At 74.3% G+C, this 17983-nt stretch carries 14 protein-coding genes; 1 reads left to right on the plus strand and 13 read right to left on the minus strand.

What is annotated here, in order from left to right; genetic code table 11:
* The 13 genes from ftsZ to mraZ form a co-directional block, all read right to left on the minus strand.
* On the minus strand, nt 1–1136 hold a 1136-nt coding region (ftsZ, locus tag ABFX46_RS26725), incomplete at its 3' end, for a cell division protein FtsZ (protein ID WP_346046209.1).
* Between the two features lie 394 nt (nt 1137–1530).
* The gene (locus ABFX46_RS26730; RefSeq protein ID WP_346046210.1) at nt 1531–2274 is read right to left on the minus strand and encodes a cell division protein FtsQ/DivIB; all 744 of its coding nucleotides are present in this window, start codon (nt 2272–2274) and stop codon (nt 1531–1533) included.
* 61 nt (nt 2275–2335) lie between these two features.
* Nucleotides 2336–3745, minus strand: coding sequence for a UDP-N-acetylmuramate--L-alanine ligase (gene murC / locus ABFX46_RS26735; protein WP_346046211.1), 1410 nt, complete (start codon nt 3743–3745; stop codon nt 2336–2338).
* Complete coding sequence (gene murG / locus ABFX46_RS26740; protein WP_346046212.1) at nt 3742–4836, minus strand: undecaprenyldiphospho-muramoylpentapeptide beta-N-acetylglucosaminyltransferase; 1095 nt, start codon at nt 4834–4836, stop codon at nt 3742–3744. Before murG ends, murC begins: the two co-directional genes overlap by 4 nt.
* A 40-nt stretch (nt 4837–4876) precedes the next feature.
* Complete coding sequence (ftsW, locus tag ABFX46_RS26745) at nt 4877–6130, minus strand: putative lipid II flippase FtsW (protein WP_346046214.1); 1254 nt, start codon at nt 6128–6130, stop codon at nt 4877–4879.
* A gap of 2 nt (nt 6131–6132) precedes the next feature.
* Nucleotides 6133–7599, minus strand: a complete 1467-nt coding sequence (gene murD, locus ABFX46_RS26750; protein WP_346046215.1) for a UDP-N-acetylmuramoyl-L-alanine--D-glutamate ligase — start codon at nt 7597–7599, stop codon at nt 6133–6135.
* A complete protein-coding gene (gene mraY / locus ABFX46_RS26755) occupies nt 7581–8639 on the minus strand; it encodes a phospho-N-acetylmuramoyl-pentapeptide-transferase (RefSeq protein ID WP_346046217.1) in 1059 nt (352 codons plus the stop codon). Before mraY ends, murD begins: the two co-directional genes overlap by 19 nt.
* Entirely contained in the window at nt 8636–10018 is a 1383-nt protein-coding gene (locus ABFX46_RS26760) for a UDP-N-acetylmuramoyl-tripeptide--D-alanyl-D-alanine ligase (protein WP_346046219.1), read from the minus strand. The genes mraY and ABFX46_RS26760 overlap by 4 nt, the downstream gene beginning before the upstream one ends.
* The gene (locus ABFX46_RS26765) at nt 10015–11565 is read right to left on the minus strand and encodes a UDP-N-acetylmuramoyl-L-alanyl-D-glutamate--2,6-diaminopimelate ligase (protein WP_346046221.1); all 1551 of its coding nucleotides are present in this window, start codon (nt 11563–11565) and stop codon (nt 10015–10017) included. The genes ABFX46_RS26760 and ABFX46_RS26765 overlap by 4 nt, the downstream gene beginning before the upstream one ends.
* An 81-nt stretch (nt 11566–11646) precedes the next feature.
* Nucleotides 11647–13365 carry a peptidoglycan D,D-transpeptidase FtsI family protein gene (locus ABFX46_RS26770; protein ID WP_487046971.1) on the minus strand — a complete coding sequence of 573 codons (1719 nt, stop codon included), beginning with the start codon at nt 13363–13365 and terminating at the stop codon, nt 11647–11649.
* A gap of 828 nt (nt 13366–14193) precedes the next feature.
* Complete coding sequence (gene ftsL / locus ABFX46_RS26775) at nt 14194–14856, minus strand: cell division protein FtsL (protein ID WP_346046225.1); 663 nt, start codon at nt 14854–14856, stop codon at nt 14194–14196.
* Nucleotides 14853–15887 (minus strand): 16S rRNA (cytosine(1402)-N(4))-methyltransferase RsmH, encoded by a 1035-nt coding sequence (rsmH, locus tag ABFX46_RS26780; protein WP_346046227.1) that lies wholly within the window; start codon nt 15885–15887, stop codon nt 14853–14855. The genes ftsL and rsmH overlap by 4 nt, the downstream gene beginning before the upstream one ends.
* 244 nt (nt 15888–16131) lie before the next feature.
* Nucleotides 16132–16563, minus strand: coding sequence for a division/cell wall cluster transcriptional repressor MraZ (mraZ, locus tag ABFX46_RS26785; RefSeq protein ID WP_346046544.1), 432 nt, complete (start codon nt 16561–16563; stop codon nt 16132–16134).
* A gap of 373 nt (nt 16564–16936) precedes the next feature.
* Between mraZ and ABFX46_RS26790 the strand changes: the two genes are divergently transcribed.
* A complete protein-coding gene (locus tag ABFX46_RS26790) occupies nt 16937–17983 on the plus strand; it encodes an AAA family ATPase (RefSeq protein WP_338071188.1) in 1047 nt (348 codons plus the stop codon).

Raw genomic sequence — 17983 nt, forward strand, 5'->3', positions numbered from 1 at the left:
GACGGCTGCGCGCCCTGCTGGCCCGCGGGCCGGCCCGGCTGCTGGCCGCTCGCCGGCTCGGCCCGCCCGACCCGGCTCGGGATCGGGTTGGCCGGGGCCGCGGGCGGCGCGGACGCCGGCGGCGGCACCGGGCGGGGCGGGGGCGGCGGCAGCCGCTTGCTCTCCGGTTCGGGGACGGGCTTGGCGGGACGGCCCTCGTCAAAACCCGCCGCGATCACCGTGACCCGGACCTCGTCGCCGAGCGCGTCGTCGATGACCGCGCCGAAGATGATGTTGGCGTCCGGCGCGGCGGCGTTCGACACCAGCTGCGCGGCCTCGTTGATCTCGAACAGCCCGAGGTCGGAGCCGCCGGAGATGGACAGCAGCACGCCGTGCGCGCCGTCGATGCTGGCCTCCAGCAGCGGGCTGGAGATCGCCATCTCGGCGGCGGCGACGCTGCGGTCGTCGCCGCGCGCGGAGCCGATGCCCATCAGCGCCGAGCCGGCGCCGGACATGACCGACTTGACGTCGGCGAAGTCCAGGTTGATCAGGCCCGGGGTGGTGATGAGGTCGGTGATGCCCTGGACACCGGACAGCAGCACCTGGTCGGCGGCCTTGAAGGCGTCCAGCACGCTGACCTGCCGATCGGAGATCGACAGCAGCCGGTCGTTGGGGATGACGATGAGGGTGTCGACCTCGTCGCGCAGCGTCTCGATGCCGGCCTCGGCCTGCATGGCGCGGCGCTTGCCCTCGAAGCTGAACGGGCGGGTGACGACGCCTATGGTGAGCGCGCCGAGGGTGCGGGCGATGTTGGCGACCACGGGCGCGCCGCCGGTGCCGGTGCCGCCGCCCTCCCCGGCGGTGACGAACACCATGTCGGCGCCCTTGAGGACCTCCTCGATCTCCTCCCGGTGGTCCTCGGCGGCCTTGCGGCCGACGTCCGGGTTGGCCCCGGCGCCGAGGCCGCGGGTGAGCTCGCGGCCCACGTCCAGTTTCACGTCGGCGTCACTCATCAGCAGCGCCTGGGCGTCCGTGTTGATCGCGATGAACTCGACGCCCTTGAGACCCTCTTCGATCATCCGGTTGACGGCGTTGACGCCGCCGCCGCCGATGCCGACGACCTTGATGACCGCGAGGTAGTTCTGCGGTGCTGCCACGACGAGGGGCCTTTCCGCTCTCTCCGACCGCCCTGCCCGGTCCGACCGACCGTGCCGCCGCGGTGTTCCCGACCTGTGCACTGGGGCGGGGCCGAAACCCTCACCCTCAACTTGAGGCTTACAGTTATGTCAACCTGAAGACTGATACGGACAGTAGGGCGGCCTTACCGCCAGGGTCAACTAACCTCCCCCGAACTCCACCGGCGTGTCGCACCTGGCACAGGTTTGCCCTGGTTGTCGTCGGACGGCCGCCCGTCCGGCGGCCCGCGTGCACCGGCATGCCCCTCCCTCGTCCGCCTCGATCCGGCATGACCGTTCCAGCGTGCCCCATCGGACGGCCGGAAGCGCCGCGACACACGCACCCGGCCCACTTCCCCGGACCACTTCGCCGGAATCAGCTGGTCTTCAGGACCCCGGGGGAACTGATGTCGACGGTGCGGATGGCGCGGCCGGACGCGGTGCGCCGCACCGCGTCCAGCAGCCTGATCTTCTCTCCTGCCCGCTCGGCGGCGCCCCACACCACCGTCTGCCCGTCCTTCATGTGCAGGGTGACCGCCTCGGGGCCGGTGGCCTCCACCTCGCCCAGCCCGGCGCGCAGCCGCTCCGGCAGCCCGGCCAGCACGGACAGCGCCGCGCGGGTCGCCTGGTCGGACGGCCCCGGCGAGGCGGCCGTCAGCGTCGGCAGCCCGGACGGGCGGGACTCCCCGTCGGCCACGACCACCCCGTGCCGGTCGAGCAGGTGGTAGCGGCCGTCGCGCTGGAAGACCGCGACCGGCACCCGCTCGCGCACCACGATCCGGACCGTGCCCGGCCAGTGCCGCTCGATCTCCGCCGACTCGACCTCGCGGAGCCGCTCCACCCGCTGCGCGACCGCGCCGGTGCGCAGCCGCGCCATCGGCGTGCCGAGGTCGATCGCGGCGGCGGCGACGATCCGGTCGCGCGGCGCGAGGCCCGCGCCGGACACCTCCACGTGCCGCACCACCAGCAGCCGGGAGCCGAGCAGCACCCAGGTCACCAGGCCGAGCGCGCCGACGACCAGCAGCGTGACGAAGATCGCCTTCCACCGGTTCGGGCGGCCGCGCCCGTCCCCCGGCTCCCGCGGCGGGGCCGCGCGCCGGTCCGTCCGCGCCTCGGTCATGACCCAAGCTTGGCAGTCGCGTGCCCCGTCGCCGCCGACCGCGCGGGCGGCGGCGTGTCACTCACGGCGCGGCGAGGCGGTCCAGGACGAGCGGCCCGAGCTGCGTCACGTCGCCCGCGCCCAGCGTGATCACGACGTCGCCGGGCCGGGCCAGGGACGCCGCGATGCCGGGCACCTCGTCCCGGACGGGCGCGTACACGGTCTCGGTGCCGGCCGGGACGGCGTCGGCGACCAGCGCGCCGGTCACGCCGGGCTCCGGGTCCTCGCGGGCGCCGTACACGTCCAGCACGACGGCGACGTCGGCGAGGCCGAGCGCCGCGCCGAACTCGGCGGCGAAGAACCGGGTGCGGCTGTACAGGTGCGGCTGGAAGACCGCGATGATCCGCCCGCCCCGCGCCTGCTCGCCCAGGTAGTCGCGGGTGGCCTCCAGGTCGGCGGTCAGCTCGGTCGGGTGGTGGGCGTAGCTGTCGAACACCTCGACGCCGCCCGCCGCGCCCTTGCGCTCCAGCCGCCGCATCGCGCCGCCGAACGCGGCGAGTCCCGCCCGCACGGCCGCGCCGTCCACCCCGAGGGCCTGCGCGACCGCGACGACGGCGGCGGCGTTGAGGGCGTTGTGCCGCCCCGGCACCGCCAGCGCCACCTCGCCGGCCCCCGCGATCTCGAACCGGGACCCGAGGCCGCGCGGGGTGAACCCGGTCACCCGCAGGTCGGCGCCCTCGGCCTCGCCGTAGGTGCGGACGGTCAGCCCGCGGGCCCGGGCGAGGCCGGCGAGCTCCATCGCGACCGGGTCGTCGGCGCCCGCGACGAGCGTCCCGCCCGGCTCGACCCGGTCGACGAACCGGGCGAAGTTCTCCTTCACCATCTCGAAGCCGCCGTAGTTGTCGAGGTGGTCGGCCTCGACGTTGGTGACGACCGCGATGTGCGGCGTGTACATGAGGAACGAGCCGTCGCTCTCGTCGGCCTCGGCGACGAACACGTCGCCGGACCCCTCGTCCGCGCCGAGACCGGTGGTGACCAGCTGGCCCCCGATGCAGTAGGACGGGTCGGCGCCCGCGTGCTGGAGCGCGACCGTCAGCATCGAGGTGGTGGTGGTCTTGCCGTGCGTCCCGGCGACGGCGACGGCGCGCCGCCCCGCCATGAGGGACGCGAGCGCCGCGGACCGGTGCAGGACGCGCAGCCCCCGCTCGCGGGCGGCGACCAGCTCGGGGTTGGTCTCCCGGATCGCCGTGGAGACCACCACCGTGTCGGCGTCGCCCACGTACGCGGCGTCGTGCCCGACGAACACCTTGGCGCCGAGGTCGCCGAGCTGGGCGAGCAGCTCGGAGTCGCGGGCGTCGCTGCCGGACACGGCCATGCCGCGCCGCAGCATGATGCGGGCGATGCCGGACATCCCGGCGCCGCCGATCGCGATGAAGTGGACCCTGCCGAGCTCGCCGGCCGGCACGACCTCCCCCGGGTCGATCAGGCTCATCGCGCGGCGCCCGCCTGGCGGACCACGTCGTACACCATCCGGGCGAGCGCGACGTCGGCGTCCCGGCGGCCCATCCGGCCCGCGGCCTCGGACATGTGCGCGACCCGGGCCGGGTCGGCCAGGACCGGCAGCAGGTTCCGGGCGATCCAGTCGGGCGACAGCTCGGCGTTGTCGACGAGCATGCCGCCGCCCGCCGCGACGATCGGCTCGGCGTTGAGGCGCTGCTCGCCGTTGCCGATCGGGAGCGGCACGTACACCGCGGGCAGCGCGACCGCGGCCAGCTCGGCGCAGGTCATCGCGCCCGCGCGGCACATGGCCATGTCGGCGGCGGCGTAGGCGAGGTCCATCCGGTCGCAGTAGGGGATCGTGACGTACTGCGGGCCGCCGGTCGCGGGCTCGGGCTCCTCGGTGTTCTTCGGCCCGACGATGTGCAGCACCTGGATGCCGGCCTGCCGGAAGTACGGCGCGGAGGCCACCGCGGCCTGGTTCAGCGAGCGGGCGCCCTGCGAGCCGCCGAAGATCAGCAGCGTGGGCAGGTCGGGCAGCAGCCCGAAGTAGGAGCGGGCCTTGTCGCCCATGGCGAGCCGGTCCAGCGTCGCGATCTCGCGGCGCAGCGGGATGCCGACGAACGTGGGGTTCGGCAGCGGCGAGTCGGCGTGCGAGACGGCGACGTGCTCGGTGAAGCGGGCGCCGAGCTTGTTGGCGAGGCCGGGCTTCGGGTTGGCCTCGTGCACGATGATCGGCACCTTGCGCTTGCGGGCCGCGAGGTAGCCGGGGGTGGCGACGTAGCCGCCGAAGCCGACCAGGATGTCGGCCTGCGCCTGGTCGAGGACGGCCGCCGCCGCGTTGATCGCGCCGCGCAGCCGGCCGGGCACCGACAGCAGCTGCGGGGTCAGCGTGCGCGGCAGCGGCACCGGCGGGATCAGCGCGAGCTCGTAGCCCCGCTGCGGGACGAGACGGGTCTCCAGCCCCCGCTCGGTCCCGAGGCAGACGATCCCGGTGTTCGGGTCGTTGCGGCGCAGCGCGTCGGCGAGGGCCAGGGCGGGCTCGATGTGTCCGGCGGTGCCCCCGCCGGCCAGGACAACCCTCATGCTCGTTGACAACTCCTCAGCGTGTTCGAAAGGGGGGATTTCAACGCCGTGCCAGACCCAGCCAGCTTAGAGCCCTCACGACGGGTCCGGGGCCACGTGCGGAGAGTGCCTGCCGCGCGCCGGGCTCGCGCTTGGCGAACGACAGCAGCATCCCGAGCGCGAACAGCGTCGGGATGAGCGCCGACCCGCCGTAGGACACCAGCGGCAGCGGGATCCCCGTGATGGGTAGGACGGCGATGACGGCGCCGATGTTCACGACCGCCTGCACCACGATCCAGGCGGTGGCGCCCGCGGCGGCGAGCCGGGTGAACGGGTCCTTCACCCGCCGCGCGATCCGCAGCCCGGCGTAGGTGAGCATCCCGAACATGCCGAGGACGACGAGGGTGCCGACCAGCCCGAACTCCTCCCCCACGATCGCGAAGATGAAGTCGGTGTCGGCGTGCGGCAGGTAGTCCCACTTGGCGCGGCCCTCGCCGAGCCCGGTGCCGAACAGGCCCCCGGACGCGAGCGCGTACAGCCCCTGGGTGCCCTGGTAGTTGGTGCTGAGCTTGTTGCCGGACGGGTCGAGGTAGCCGGTGAGGCGCTGCAGCCGGTACGGCTCGACGATGATGAGGATCGACAGCAGCAGCGCGACCAGCCCGGCGATGCCGACGAACAGCCGTCCGGGCGCGCCGACGACCCACAGCAGCGCGAGGAAGATGGTGAGGAGCACCAGCGTGGTGCCGAGGTCGCTGCCGAGCATCACCAGCAGGACCAGGACGCCGGCGCCCGGCATCAGCGGGACGAGCAGCGGCCGCCACTCGGTGAGCTGGCCGAGCCGGTCCTTGCGGGCCAGCAGGTCGGCGCCCCACAGCACGAGGGCGAGCTTGGCGAGCTCGGACGGCTGGATCTGCACCGGCCCGAGGTCGACCCAGCGGGTGGCGCCGCCCGCGCTGCGGCCGAGCCCCGGGACGAGCACCAGCGCCAGGCACACGATCGACAGCAGCAGCATCGGGTAGGCGAGGGCGCGGAAGGTCTTCACCGGCAGCCGGGACGCCAGCCACATGCCCGGCAGCCCGATGGCGACCCACACGGCCTGCTTCTGGAACAGCGTGTACGCCGACCCGGTCGCCTGGAGCTGCTTCACGCTGGAGGCCGACAGCACCATCGTCAGGCCCAGCGCGAGCAGCATCATCGAGCAGCCCAGCACCAGGTAGTAGGAGGTGAGGGGCCGGTCGAGCAGCCCGACGGCGGCGACCACCTGCTCCCGTGGCCCCGGCCGCCCGCCGCCCTCCTCCTCGGCCGCGGCGGTCATGCCTATCCCGGGTTCCGGGGGTCGCTGCCCGGGCCGGCGGGGCGGGCGCCACCGGAGCCGGGCGCCCCGGCGAGGCGCTCGACGGCCGCGATGAAGGCGTCCCCGCGGGCCGGGTAGTTGGCGAACATGTCGAAGGACGCCCCGACGGGCGCGAGGAGCACGGTGTCTCCCGGGCGGGCGAGGGCTGCGGCTTCGCTGACGACGCGTTCCATGGCCCCAGTGTCGGTGTCGGGCACGTCGATGACCGGGACATCCGGCGCGTGTCGCGCGAGTGCCTCCGCGAGCCGGTGCCGGTCGCGGCCCATCAGCACGGCGCCGCGCAGCCGCCCGGCGCACGAACGCACCAGGTCGTCGACGTCCAGCCCCTTGAGGAGCCCGCCGGCGATCCACACAACGGACTCGTAGGCGGCGAGGGACGCGGCGGCGGCGTGCGGCTGGGTCGCCTTGGAGTCGTTGACGTAGGCGACCCCGGCGACGTCCGCGACGTGCTGGATGCGGTGCGGGTCGGGGACGAACGAGCGCAGCCCCTCCCGGACGGCCTCGGGCGGCGCCCCGAACGCGCGGGCCAGCGCGGCGGCGGCCAGCGCGTTCGCGACGTTGTGCGGCGCGTACGGGCGGACGTCGGCGAGCGCGGCCAGTTCGGCGGCGCTGCTCGCCGGGTCGTCGGTGAAGGCGCGGTCGACGAGGAGGTCCTCGACGACGCCGAGCTCGCCGGGCCGCGGGACGCGCAGGGTGAACCCGGCCCGCCGGCCGGCGCCCTCCGCGCGTTCGGCGAGCGCGGCGGAGGTGTCGTCGTCGGCGTTGTAGACCGCGGTGCCGCAGGCCGCGTAGATCTTGCCCTTGGCGCCGACGTAGGCGTCCATGGAGCCGTGCCAGTCGAGGTGGTCGGGCGCGACGTTCAGGACGACCGCCGCCTCCGGGGCGAGCGAGCTGGACCAGTGCAGCTGGTAGCTCGACAGCTCCACCGCCAGCACGTCGTACGGCTCGCCGACGGCCTCGACGATCGGCGTACCCACGTTGCCCACCGCGAGGGCCTTGTGGCCCGCGGCGGTGAGCATGCAGGCCAGCATCCGGACGACGGTCGTCTTGCCGTCCGTCCCCGTGATGGCGAGCCACGGCGCCGCGTCCGGTCCGCGCAGCCGCCAGGCGAGCTCCACCTCGCCGATGATCTCGATGCCGGCGGCGGCGGCCGCGGCGAGCAGCGGCGTGTCCGGCCGCCAGCCCGGCGAGGTCACGACCAGGCCGGTGCCCTCGGGGAGGCTCTCGCCGTCGCCGAGCCGGACGGCGACCCCGCGGGCCTCCAGCTCGGCCGCGTGGCCGCGCTGCTCGTCGCCGTCGCGGGCGTCCACGGCGATGACGCGGGCGCCGCGGCCGGCGAGGACGCGGGCGGCGGCGCGCCCGGACACGCCGAGCCCGGCCACGCACACGGTCGGGCCGTCCCAGGGCTGGTTCACTTCTTCGGCATCCATTCCAGATAGAACAGGCCGAGCCCGGCCGCGGTGAACAGCGCGGACATCAGCCAGAACCGCACGACGATCGTGGTCTCGGCCCAGCCGGACAGCTCGAAGTGGTGCTGCAGCGGGGCCATCTTGAACACCCGTTTCCCGGTCATCTTGAACCCGCCGACCTGGATCATCACCGACAGGGTGATCATCACGATCAGCCCGCACAGGATGGCGAGCAGGAACTGGGTGCGGGTGAGGATCGCCAGGCCGACCAGCACGCCGCCGAGGGCCAGCGAGCCGGTGTCGCCCATGAAGATCTTCGCGGGCGGGGCGTTCCACCACAGGAATCCGAACACGCCGCCGAGCACGGCCGCGGCGACCACCGCGAGGTCGAGGGGGTCGCGGACGCTGTAGCAGTTGGGGGCGAGGGCGGCAGCGCAGCTGTTGCGCAGCTGCCAGTTCCCGATGATCACGTAGGCGGCCAGCACCATGCCGGCCGGGCCCGCGGCGAGGCCGTCCAGCCCGTCGGTGAGGTTCACGCCGTTGGACATGGCCGCGATGAGCAGCAGCGCCCAGATGACGAACAGGTAGGGGCCGATCGAGGGGCCGAAGTCGCGCAGGAAGGACAGGTGGGGGTCGGCGGGGGTGATGTCGTAGCCGTTGGGGAAGTTCAGCGACGCGACGGCGAACACGACGCCGACGAGGATGATGCCGATCATCTTGGCGCCGCTGCGCAGGCCGAGGCTGCGCTGCTTGAACACCTTGATGTAGTCGTCCACGAACCCGACGAGGCCGAGGCCCGTCATCAGGAACAGCACCAGGACGCCGGAGATCGTCGGTTCCTCCCCGGTGAACAGGTGCGCCGCCGCGTAGCCGACGAGCGCGCCGACGATGAAGACCGTCCCGCCCATCGAGGGGGTGCCGCGCTTCTTCAGGTGCGCCTCCGGGCCGTCGTCCCGGATCATCTGGCCGTAGCCGAGCCGGTTGACGATCCGGATCCACACCGGTGTGCCGACCACCACGAAGACGAGCGCGACGCCCGCGGCGATGATGATGTTGGTCATCGGGCGTCCTCCGCGAGGAGCGCCTCGGCCGCCCGTTCCAGTCCCGCCACGCGAGAGCCCTTCACCAGTACGACGTCCCGCGGCGCGAGCCGCTCGCTGAGCGCGGCCACCGCCGCGCCGACGTCATCCACCTGCACGCACTCTCCCGTCCATGACGCCACCTGCCCGGCCCCTTCGGCCATCGCCGCCGCGTTCGCGCCGACGACGATGAGCCCGGCGATCCCGCTGCGCGCGACATGCTGCCCGATCTTGGCATGTTCCGCCACGGCGGAGTCGCCGAGTTCGGCCATCTCCCCCAGCACCGCGTAGGCGCGGCGCCCGCGCGCCATGTGCACGAGCACGTCGAGGGCGGCGCGCATCGAGTCGGGGTTGGCGTTGTAGGCGTCGTTCACCACGGTCACCCCGTCGGCCCGCTCGGTGACCTCCATCCGCCACCGGCTCTCCGGCACCGCCTCCGCCAGCGCGGCGGCGACCGCCTCGACCGGCAGGCCCGCAGCGCGGGCGGCGGCGGCCGCGGCGAGCGCGTTCGGGACGGCGTGCGCCCCGTGCAGGCGCAGCGCCACCGGCGCCGAGCCCTCCGGGGTGACGAGGGTGAACCTGCCCCGGCCCTGCTCGTCGAGGGTCTCCTCCACCGCCCGGACCACCGCGTCCGGCCCGCGGCCGAACGTCACGACCTCGCCGCGGGTGCGGGACGCCATCGCGGCGACCAGCGGGTCGTCGGCGTTGAGGACGGCGGTCCCGCCCGGCGGCACGGCCTCCACGATCTCGCCTTTGGCGCGGGCGATGTTCTCCCGGCCGCCGAACTCCCCGACGTGCGCGGTGCCGACGTTCAGCACCACGCCGACGTCGGGCCGCGCGATGCCGGTCAGGTAGGCGATGTGGCCGATCCCGCGCGCGCCCATCTCCAGGACGAGGTGGCGGGTCGCGGCGTCCGCGCGCAGCACGGTGAGCGGCAGCCCGATCTCGTTGTTGAACGAGCCCGGCGGGTGCACGGTCGGCCCGGCGCGGCTCACCAGGTGCGCGATGAGGTCCTTGGTGGACGTCTTGCCCGCCGACCCGGTCACCGCGAAGACGGTCGCGTCCGGCAGCCGCTCCAGCAGGCCGCGGGCCAGCCGGCCGAGCGCCTCCTGGACGTCGGGCACGACCACGCACGGCCCTTCGACGGCGCGCTGGGACAGCACCGCCGCCGCACCGGCGGCCAGCGCCCCGGCCGCGAAGTCGTGCCCGTCCGCGCGCTCGCCCTTGAACGCCGCGAACAGCGCCCCGGGCCGCACGGCGCGCGAGTCGATGACGACGGGGCCGCTCACCACGACGTCCGGAGGCCCCTGCGCGGTGCCTCCCGTGATCTCCGCGATCGTCGCCAGCGGAAGTGGGATCACGCCTGCGTCCCGTCCCCTCTAATCCCTTGTGTCGCGGCGCCGGGTGCCCGGCGCCGCAGCGCCGCGCGGACGACCTCGCGGTCGTCGAACGGATGCACCTCGCCCGCCACGTTCTGCCCCTGCTCGTGGCCCTTGCCCGCGACGACGAGCACGTCGCCGCGGCGGGCCCGGCCGACGGCCAGCCCGATCGCGGCGGCGCGGTCGGGTTCCACGACGATGTGCGCACGCTCGGGCTGCGGCACCTTGAGCCCGCCCTCGACCATAGCGGCGAGGATCGCGAGCGGATCTTCCGACCTCGGGTTGTCGTTGGTGAAGTAGGCGGTGTCGGCCAGCCGGGCGGCGGCCTCGCCCATCAGCGGCCGCTTGCCGCGGTCGCGGTCGCCGCCGCAGCCGAGCACCACCGTGAGCCGCCCCTCGGTGACGGGCCGCAGCGCGTTCAGCACGGCCTCGACCGCGCCCGGCTTGTGGGAGTAGTCGACCAGCGTGACGAAGTCCTGGCCCTCGTCGACGCGCTCCAGCCGGCCCGGGACGCCGGGCAGCGAGGCGACCCCGCGGACGGCGGCCTGCAGCGTGATGCCCGCCTCGACCAGCGCGACGATCGCGGCGAGCGCGTTCGCGACGTTGAACGGGCCGGCGAGCCGGACCTCGGCGTCGGCCTCGATGCCGCCCGGGCCGACGACGCGGAACACGCTGCCGTCGGCGCCGACGCGCACGTCCTCGGCCCGCCAGTCGGCCGCCGGGTCCCCGGACGCCGAGAACGTCGTCGTCGGCACCGCGGCGATCTCCAGCAGCTCCCGGCCGTAGTGGTCGTCCAGGTTGACCACGCCGACGCGCGAGTACTCCGGCGTGAACAGCCGCGCCTTCGCCAGGAAGTAGTCCTGCATGGTCGGGTGGTAGTCGAGGTGGTCCTGCGAGAGGTTGGTGAACACCGCGACCTCGTAGCGGGCGCCGCCGACGCGGCCCTGCACGAGCGCGTGGCTGGACACCTCCATCGCGGCGGCGCCGACGCCGCGCTCGCGCATCATCGCCAGCAGCGCGTGCAGGTCGGTCGCCTCCGGGGTGGTGAGCGCGCTCGGCACCCGCTCGCCGCCCACCCGGATCTCGACGCCGCCGACCAGGCCCGTCTCGATCCCGGCCGCGCGCAGCCCCGCGTCGATCAGGAACACGGTCGTGGTCTTGCCGCTGGTGCCGGTGACGCCGATGAGCGTGATGTCGCGCCCCGGGTCGCCGTACGCCCACGACGCGGCGTCGCCCAGCCGGGCGCGGACGTCCGGCACCACCAGCACCGGCAGGCCCGTCGCCGCCGCCCGGTCGTACCCGTCGGGGTCGGTGAGGATCGCGGCCGCGCCCGCGTCGGCGGCCTGGACGGAGAACTGGGCGCCGTGGGCGCGCGCGCCGGGCAGCGCCGCGTAGACGTCGCCGGGCCGCACCGCCCGCGAGTCGTGCGTGATCCCCGTGGCCGACGCGCCGTCCCGCCCGTCCCCTTCGATCCCGAGTAGCTCCGCGAGCCCGCTCAGCGGGCGGGCCGGATTGGTGGTCGGACGCATGGCTGTTCTTTCGGTGTGGGCGTAACGGGACTGGTGGGACGCGGGTGGTGGACCCACAGGCGAGGAGGGTACTCGCTGCGGTCAGTCTCCGGCGTGGATCTGGGCGATCGGCGGTCGGCTCCCCGTCGGCGGGATCTTCTCGGACTGAAGGGCGAAGCTCATCACGTCCTTGAAGACCGGTGCGGCCACATCGCCACCATAGTGGCTGCCCCGCTTCGGATCCTGCAGGACGACCTGCACGACGAGCCGCGGATCGTCCGCCGGGGCGAACCCGGCGAACGAGGCGGTGTAGCCGCCGCCGTCGTAGCAGCCGCAGCGCGGGTTGACGATCTCGGCGGTGCCGGTCTTGCCGGCGACGCGGTAGCCCTTGATCTGGGCCTTCGGGGCGGTGCCCTCGGCGGTGGCGACGCTCTCCAGCATGTCGCTGATCTGCCGCGCCGTCTTCGCGCTGATCACCTGCTTGCGCGGCGGCGCGGGCGCCGCGGTGAACCGGTCGTCCTCGCCGACCGTCCCGGCGACCAGGGACGGCGCGACGCGGACGCCGCCGTTGGCGATGGTCGCGTACACGCTCGCCATCTGCACCGCGTTCACCGACACGGTCTGCCCGAACGCGATCGGGTAGCGGTCGGTGCCCGACCACTTGTTCGGCGGGGTGAGCAGCCCGGGCGTCTCGCCGGGCAGCGGCAGGCCGGTCTTCTGCCCGAACCCGAAGTCGCGCAGGGTCCGGTAGAGCTGCTGCGAGGTGATGCTCTCGCTGGCCATGATGGTGCCGACGTTGCTGGACTTGGCCAGCACCCCGGTGAAGGTGAGCCGCTCCGGCGCGTGCGGGTGCGAGTCATGGAACACGACGTCGTATTTCTTGATCTTGTCGGGGACGGTGTAGGGCGTCTGCGGGGTGACGCCGCCGTACTCCATGACGGCGGCGGCCGTGACGACCTTGCCGGTGCTGCCCGGCTCGTAGGCGTCCTGCACCAGCGGGCTGCCCCAGCGGGACCGGTCGGAGTCGGCGTAGTGGTTCGGGTCGAACCCGGGCGCCGACGCCATCGCGAGCAGCTTCCCGGTGCGCGGGTCCATGACGATCACGCTGCCGCCGGCCGCCTTGCTGGCCTTCACCTGCTTCTCGATGGCCTCCTGCGCCATGAACTGCAGGTCGCGCTGGAGCGTGAGCCGGACGCCGCGGCCGGGCACGGACGGGCGCTTCTGGTCCTCGCCCATGGGGATGTGCTGGCCCTCCAGGCTGATCTCCACCCGCTGCCAGCCGGCGCGCCCGGCGAGCACGTCGTTCAGCGAGCTCTCCAGGCCCGCGGCGCCCTTCCCCGTGTCGTTCACGAAACCTATGACGCTGGCGGCCAGCGAATCGTTGGGGTATTCGCGGCGGTATTCCGGAAGTGTTCCGATACCGGGCAGGTCCCAGGACATGATGAGCCGGGCCTGGTCGGGCCGGACGCCGTGCGCGAGGTCGACGAACTGGGTGTCGGGCCTGCTGATCTGCTTCAGCAGCGTCGCCGGGTTCAGGCCGAGCGTCGGGGCGAGCGCGTTCACGACCTTCTGCCGCTTCGCCGGCTCGATCAGCGACGGGTCGGCGTAGATCTTGCGCGCCTCCAGCGTCATCGCGAGCGGGTGGCCCTGCGCGTCGGTGATGTCGCCGCGGACGGCGGGCAGCTCGATCTTGTGCATCCGCTGCCGCATCGCCTCCTCGGTGTACTTCCCGGACTCGATCGTCTGCAGCTGGACGAGGCGCCCGGCGAACAGCGACAGCACGAAGGCGACGGCGAGCAGGCCCACGTTGAGGCGCTTCATCGGGTCGCGGCGGTTGAACGGCACGCGGGCGAGCGGCCCCCGGCCCGGCGGACGCGGCCCCGAGCCGCCGGGGCGCGGCCCCGAGCCGGCCGGGCGGCCGCCCCGGGGCGTGCGCGGGCCGTCGGCGGGCGGCTTCGTGCGCGCGGGCCCGGTGGCCGTCGCCCGCGCCGCCCCCATCCGCGACGCGGTCGTGCGCTCGCCCGCCTTGCGCCCGCCGGCCTTGCCGCCGGACGCCTTGGCACCGGCGCCCTTGCGCCCGGCGCCGCCGCGAGAAGTCTCCTTGCGCAGGCCCTCCCTGCTCGGGCTCTCCTTGCGCGGGCTCTCCTTGCGCGCGGACCCCTTGCGCGCCGAGTCCTTGCGCACGGAATCCTCGTGCGCGGGCTTTTTGCGCACGGAGTCCTTACGCGTGGAGTCCTTACGCATCGAGTCCTTGCGCTTCGAGTCCTTGCGCGGGGAATCCTCGCGCGCGGGCTCCTTGCGCGCAGAGTCCTGACGCGCCGTCTCTTTGCGGGCCGTCTCCTTGCGCGGGGCGGGGGTCGTCCCGCCGCGCGCGGGACGGCGGGGCGCGCTGCCCTTCTTGCCCGGCCGTCCCGCGCCGTCCGCCCTCCCGCCCGGGGAGCGCGGACCGCCACCGGTCTGGTGCCCGGACGCGCGCGCCGCGCCCGGGCCGCTCTTGTCGTCCCGCCCGGCCGAGCCCCGGGGGGCCCGCCCGTCCGGTCCGCGGCGCCGGCCGGGCGGCGGGCCGGCGGTCCCGGGCCCCGGCCGCTTCGTCACCGTGCCCCCCGCTCCTTCGTCACCGTGCGCCCCGCTTCCGGGCGCGGCGCCCCGTCACCGCGTCCCGCCTCCCGGCCGCGCGCCGGCCGCGGAGCCGGCGGCGGGCCGGACGCCGTCGCCGGGCACCACGGTGCCGGGGACGCCGACGACGCCCGCGGCACCGGCCGACGCGGCGGCCGCGTGCGGCACGGGACGGATCTTCCCGCCGCTCGCCCGGCCGGTCTCGGTGTCGAAGAAGGCCGGGTCCTCGGCCTCCTTCATGCCGAGCGCCTTGGCCTTGCGCGACAGCCCCGCCGGGGAGCCCTCGCGCGCGTTCTCCTCCTCCAGCGCCTGGCGCTGCTGCTGGAGCTGCTTGTTGCTCTGCTGGAGCCGCGTCAGCGTGAACGCGTCCTTGGCGAGGACGGTGTTGAGCAGCAGCAGGCTCACCAGGGCGCCGCCGAGCAGCCCGATGATGAGCAGCACGAACGGCGCGCGCGGCGCGGCGCGGTGGGCCGCCGCCGGACGGGGCCGGACGGCCGCCGGCTTCGCGTTCCCGGCCGTGCCCTTGGCCGTGCCCTTGGGCGCGGCCTTGGCCGGCGCCTTCGGCGGGCTCTTGGGCGGCGCCTTCGGCGGGCTCGCGGGCGGGGCCTTCACGGCCGTCGCCGTCCCGCCCGCCGCCGCGGCCGTCCTCTTCTTCTTGGGCGCCCTAACCGGCGGGCGCCTGCTCGTCGTCGTCATGTCGCCTCCCGGACCCGCTCCGCGGCGCGCAGCCGCACCGATCCGGCCCGTGGGTTGGTCGTGGTCTCCGCACCGGACGGCAGCTCGGCCCCGCGCGTCAGGAGCCGGAACCTCGGCTCGTGCTCGGGCAGCGGGACGGGCAGGTCCGGCGGGGTGGTGTCGGCCGCCTGGGCGGCGAGGACGCGCTTGGTGATGCGGTCCTCGAGGGAGTGGTAGGACAGGACGGCGACCCGGCCGCCGACCGGGAGCGCGTCCAGGGCGGCGGGCAGCGCCCGGCGCCAGATGTCGAGTTCGCCGTTCACCTCGATGCGCAGCGCCTGGAAGGTGCGCTTGGCCGGGTTGCCGCCGGTGCGGCGGGTCGCGGCCGGGATGGAGGTGCGCACGAGGTCGGCGAGCCGGCGGGTGGTCTCCAGCGGCTCGCGCTCGCGCTCGCGGACGATGGCCGCGGCGATCCGCTGGGCGAACCGCTCCTCGCCGTACTCGCGCAGGATGCGGGCGAGCTCGGCGGGCGGGTAGCCGTTGACCACCTCGGCGGCGGTGAGCCGCTGGGTGCGGTCCATCCGCATGTCGAGCGGGGCGTCGTAGGAGTAGGCGAAGCCGCGGCCCGCCTCGTCGAGCTGCGGGGAGGACACCCCGAGGTCGAACAGGACGGCGTCCACCGCGGGCGCGCCGAGCCGGCGCAGCACCTCGGGGATGCGGTCGTAGACGGCGTGCTCCAGCGCCACCCGGTCGCCGAACGGGGCGAGCCGGCGCGCGGAGCGCTCCAGCGCGACGGTGTCGCGGTCGAGGCCGATGAGCCGGAGCCGCGGGACGGCCCGCAGCATCGCCTCGGCGTGGCCGCCCATGCCGAGCGTGGCGTCGAGGTAGACGGGGTCGCGGCCGGTGACGGCCTCCGCGGCGGGGACGAGGATCTCCAGGACGCGGTCGAGCATGACCGGCACATGGCCGGCGTCCGGCCCGGGACCCGCGGCCCGGCGGCCGGCGTCCTCGGACGCGTGGTCACCCGCGTCTGCGTGGTCGCCCACGTGCATGCTCCACCCCCTGTACTGCCACCTCGCTCGCGGACTTGTGGCATCGCCGGACCGGACCGTCCCGTGCCCCCGGCGGCGGCCTCGCCCGGCCAGGTCCCCATCCGCTGCCCTAGAGGAAGATCACCGCGTTTCCGCGGGGGGTCGCCGTCTGGCACCGGGGAAGCTGCGCCAGCTGGCTCGGAGAGCGGCTGGAGACCTGGCCGAACGTGGGCCATAGCCGGTCAACGGACCGACGAGTCTTCGCTCAGAGGATCCCTGGCAACACCTCCTCCGAGACGTCGGAGAACGTCTGCTCCTCCTGCTCCAGGTAGGTCTCCCAGGCCTGGGCGTCCCAGATCTCCAGACGCGTGTTGGCCCCGATCACCGCGCAGTCGCGGGTGAGCCCCGCGTACTTGCGCAGCGGCGGGGGAATCGTGACGCGGCCCTGCTTGTCCGGTACCTCGTCGGAGGCGCTGGCGAAGAAGACCCGGCTGTAGCCCCGGACCGCCTTCTCGGTGACCGGCGCGGCACGCAGAGCCTCGGTAATCCGCTGGAACTCCGCCATGGGGAAGACGTACAGGCAGCGTTCCTGGCCCTTCGTGATCACCAATCCCCCCGACAGCTCCTCGCGGTACTTCGCCGGCAGGAACAGTCGTCCCTTGTCGTCGAGGCGCGGTGAATGGGTGCCGAGGAACACCGGCCCCACCTCCCCGCGCCGCATGGGGTGCTACCGCCCCCACGGCGCCCCACTCTACTCCACTCTTCCCCACCGTCAACAAGAAAAACACCCTCCGTGCGCGAATTCGGGCCGCGAAACCGCAGGTCAGGAGGGGTGGTGCGGAGTGGGGCCCAGCGGCCGCCGGTCCGCGCGCCGAACCGCCCCCCGGCGTTCCGGGACGCGTTTCCGCGGGTTCTCGCGCGTCCTGGATGATCGTGGTGGAGCGGAGCGGGGCCCCGCGGGCGGCGTTTGCCGTCCTTCCCGTGGAGCACAATGGGCTCGCGTTCCCCATGAACATCGCGGCGGGCGTTGCGACGACGTACTGTCGGGTGGAACGGCTGAGGAGGGTTTGGTGGCAGTAGGCACGCACGGCGAGTCGTTCATGGAGACCGACCCCCCTGCATCCCGCCCTTCCCGGCGCCGCGCCGCTGGGGGCGAGGGGGCGGGCCGCGGGCTCGACGGCCTCGCCCACATCGCGAACAAGATCCGGGACGCGGTGGAGTCGGTCATCGAGGGCAAGCCCTCGGTGGTGCGGCTGGCGCTGACGGTGCTGCTGGCCGAGGGCCACCTGCTGATCGAGGACGTGCCCGGCGTCGGCAAGACGATGCTCGCGAAAGCGCTCGCACGCTCGGTCGACTGCTCGGTGCGGCGCGTCCAGTTCACCCCGGACCTGCTGCCGAGCGACATCACCGGGGTCAGCGCCTACAACCAGGAGCTGCGCGAGTTCGAGTTCAAGCCGGGCCCGGTGTTCGCCAACATCGTGGTCGGCGACGAGATCAACCGCGCGTCCCCGAAGACCCAGTCGGCGCTGCTGGAGTGCATGGAGGAGCGCCAGGTCACGGTGGACGGCACCACCTACGCGCTGGAGCCGCCGTTCATGGTGATCTCCACCCAGAACCCGGTGGAGATGGAGGGCACCTACCCGCTGCCGGAGGCGCAGCGCGACCGGTTCACCGCCCGCATCTCGATGGGCTACCCGGACGCGGCCGCCGAACTGGAGATGCTCGACACGCACGGGCAGACGTCCCCGCTCGACCGGCTCACCCCCGTCGCGCACGCCGCCGACGTCCGCGACCTCATCGAGGTGGTGCGGCGCCAGCACGTCGCGCAGCCGGTGCGGCAGTACGCGGTCGACCTCGTCGCCGCCACCCGCAAGCACCCCGAGCTGCGGCTCGGCGCGTCCCCGCGCGCGACGCTGCACCTGGTGCGGGCCGCGCGGGCGTACGCGGCGCTCGACGACCGCGACTACGTCGTCCCCGACGACGTCCAGGACCTCGCCGTCCCCGTCCTCGCGCACCGGCTGCTGCCGACCGCGGAGGCGCAGGTCGAGCGGCGCCGTCCCGAGCAGGTCGTCGCCGACCTGGTGAAGCGGCTGCCGGTGCCCTCCCCCGGCCGGTGA

It is taken from the genome of Actinomadura chokoriensis (genome assembly GCF_039529475.1).
GTDB lineage: Bacteria > Actinomycetota > Actinomycetes > Streptosporangiales > Streptosporangiaceae > Spirillospora > Spirillospora bangladeshensis.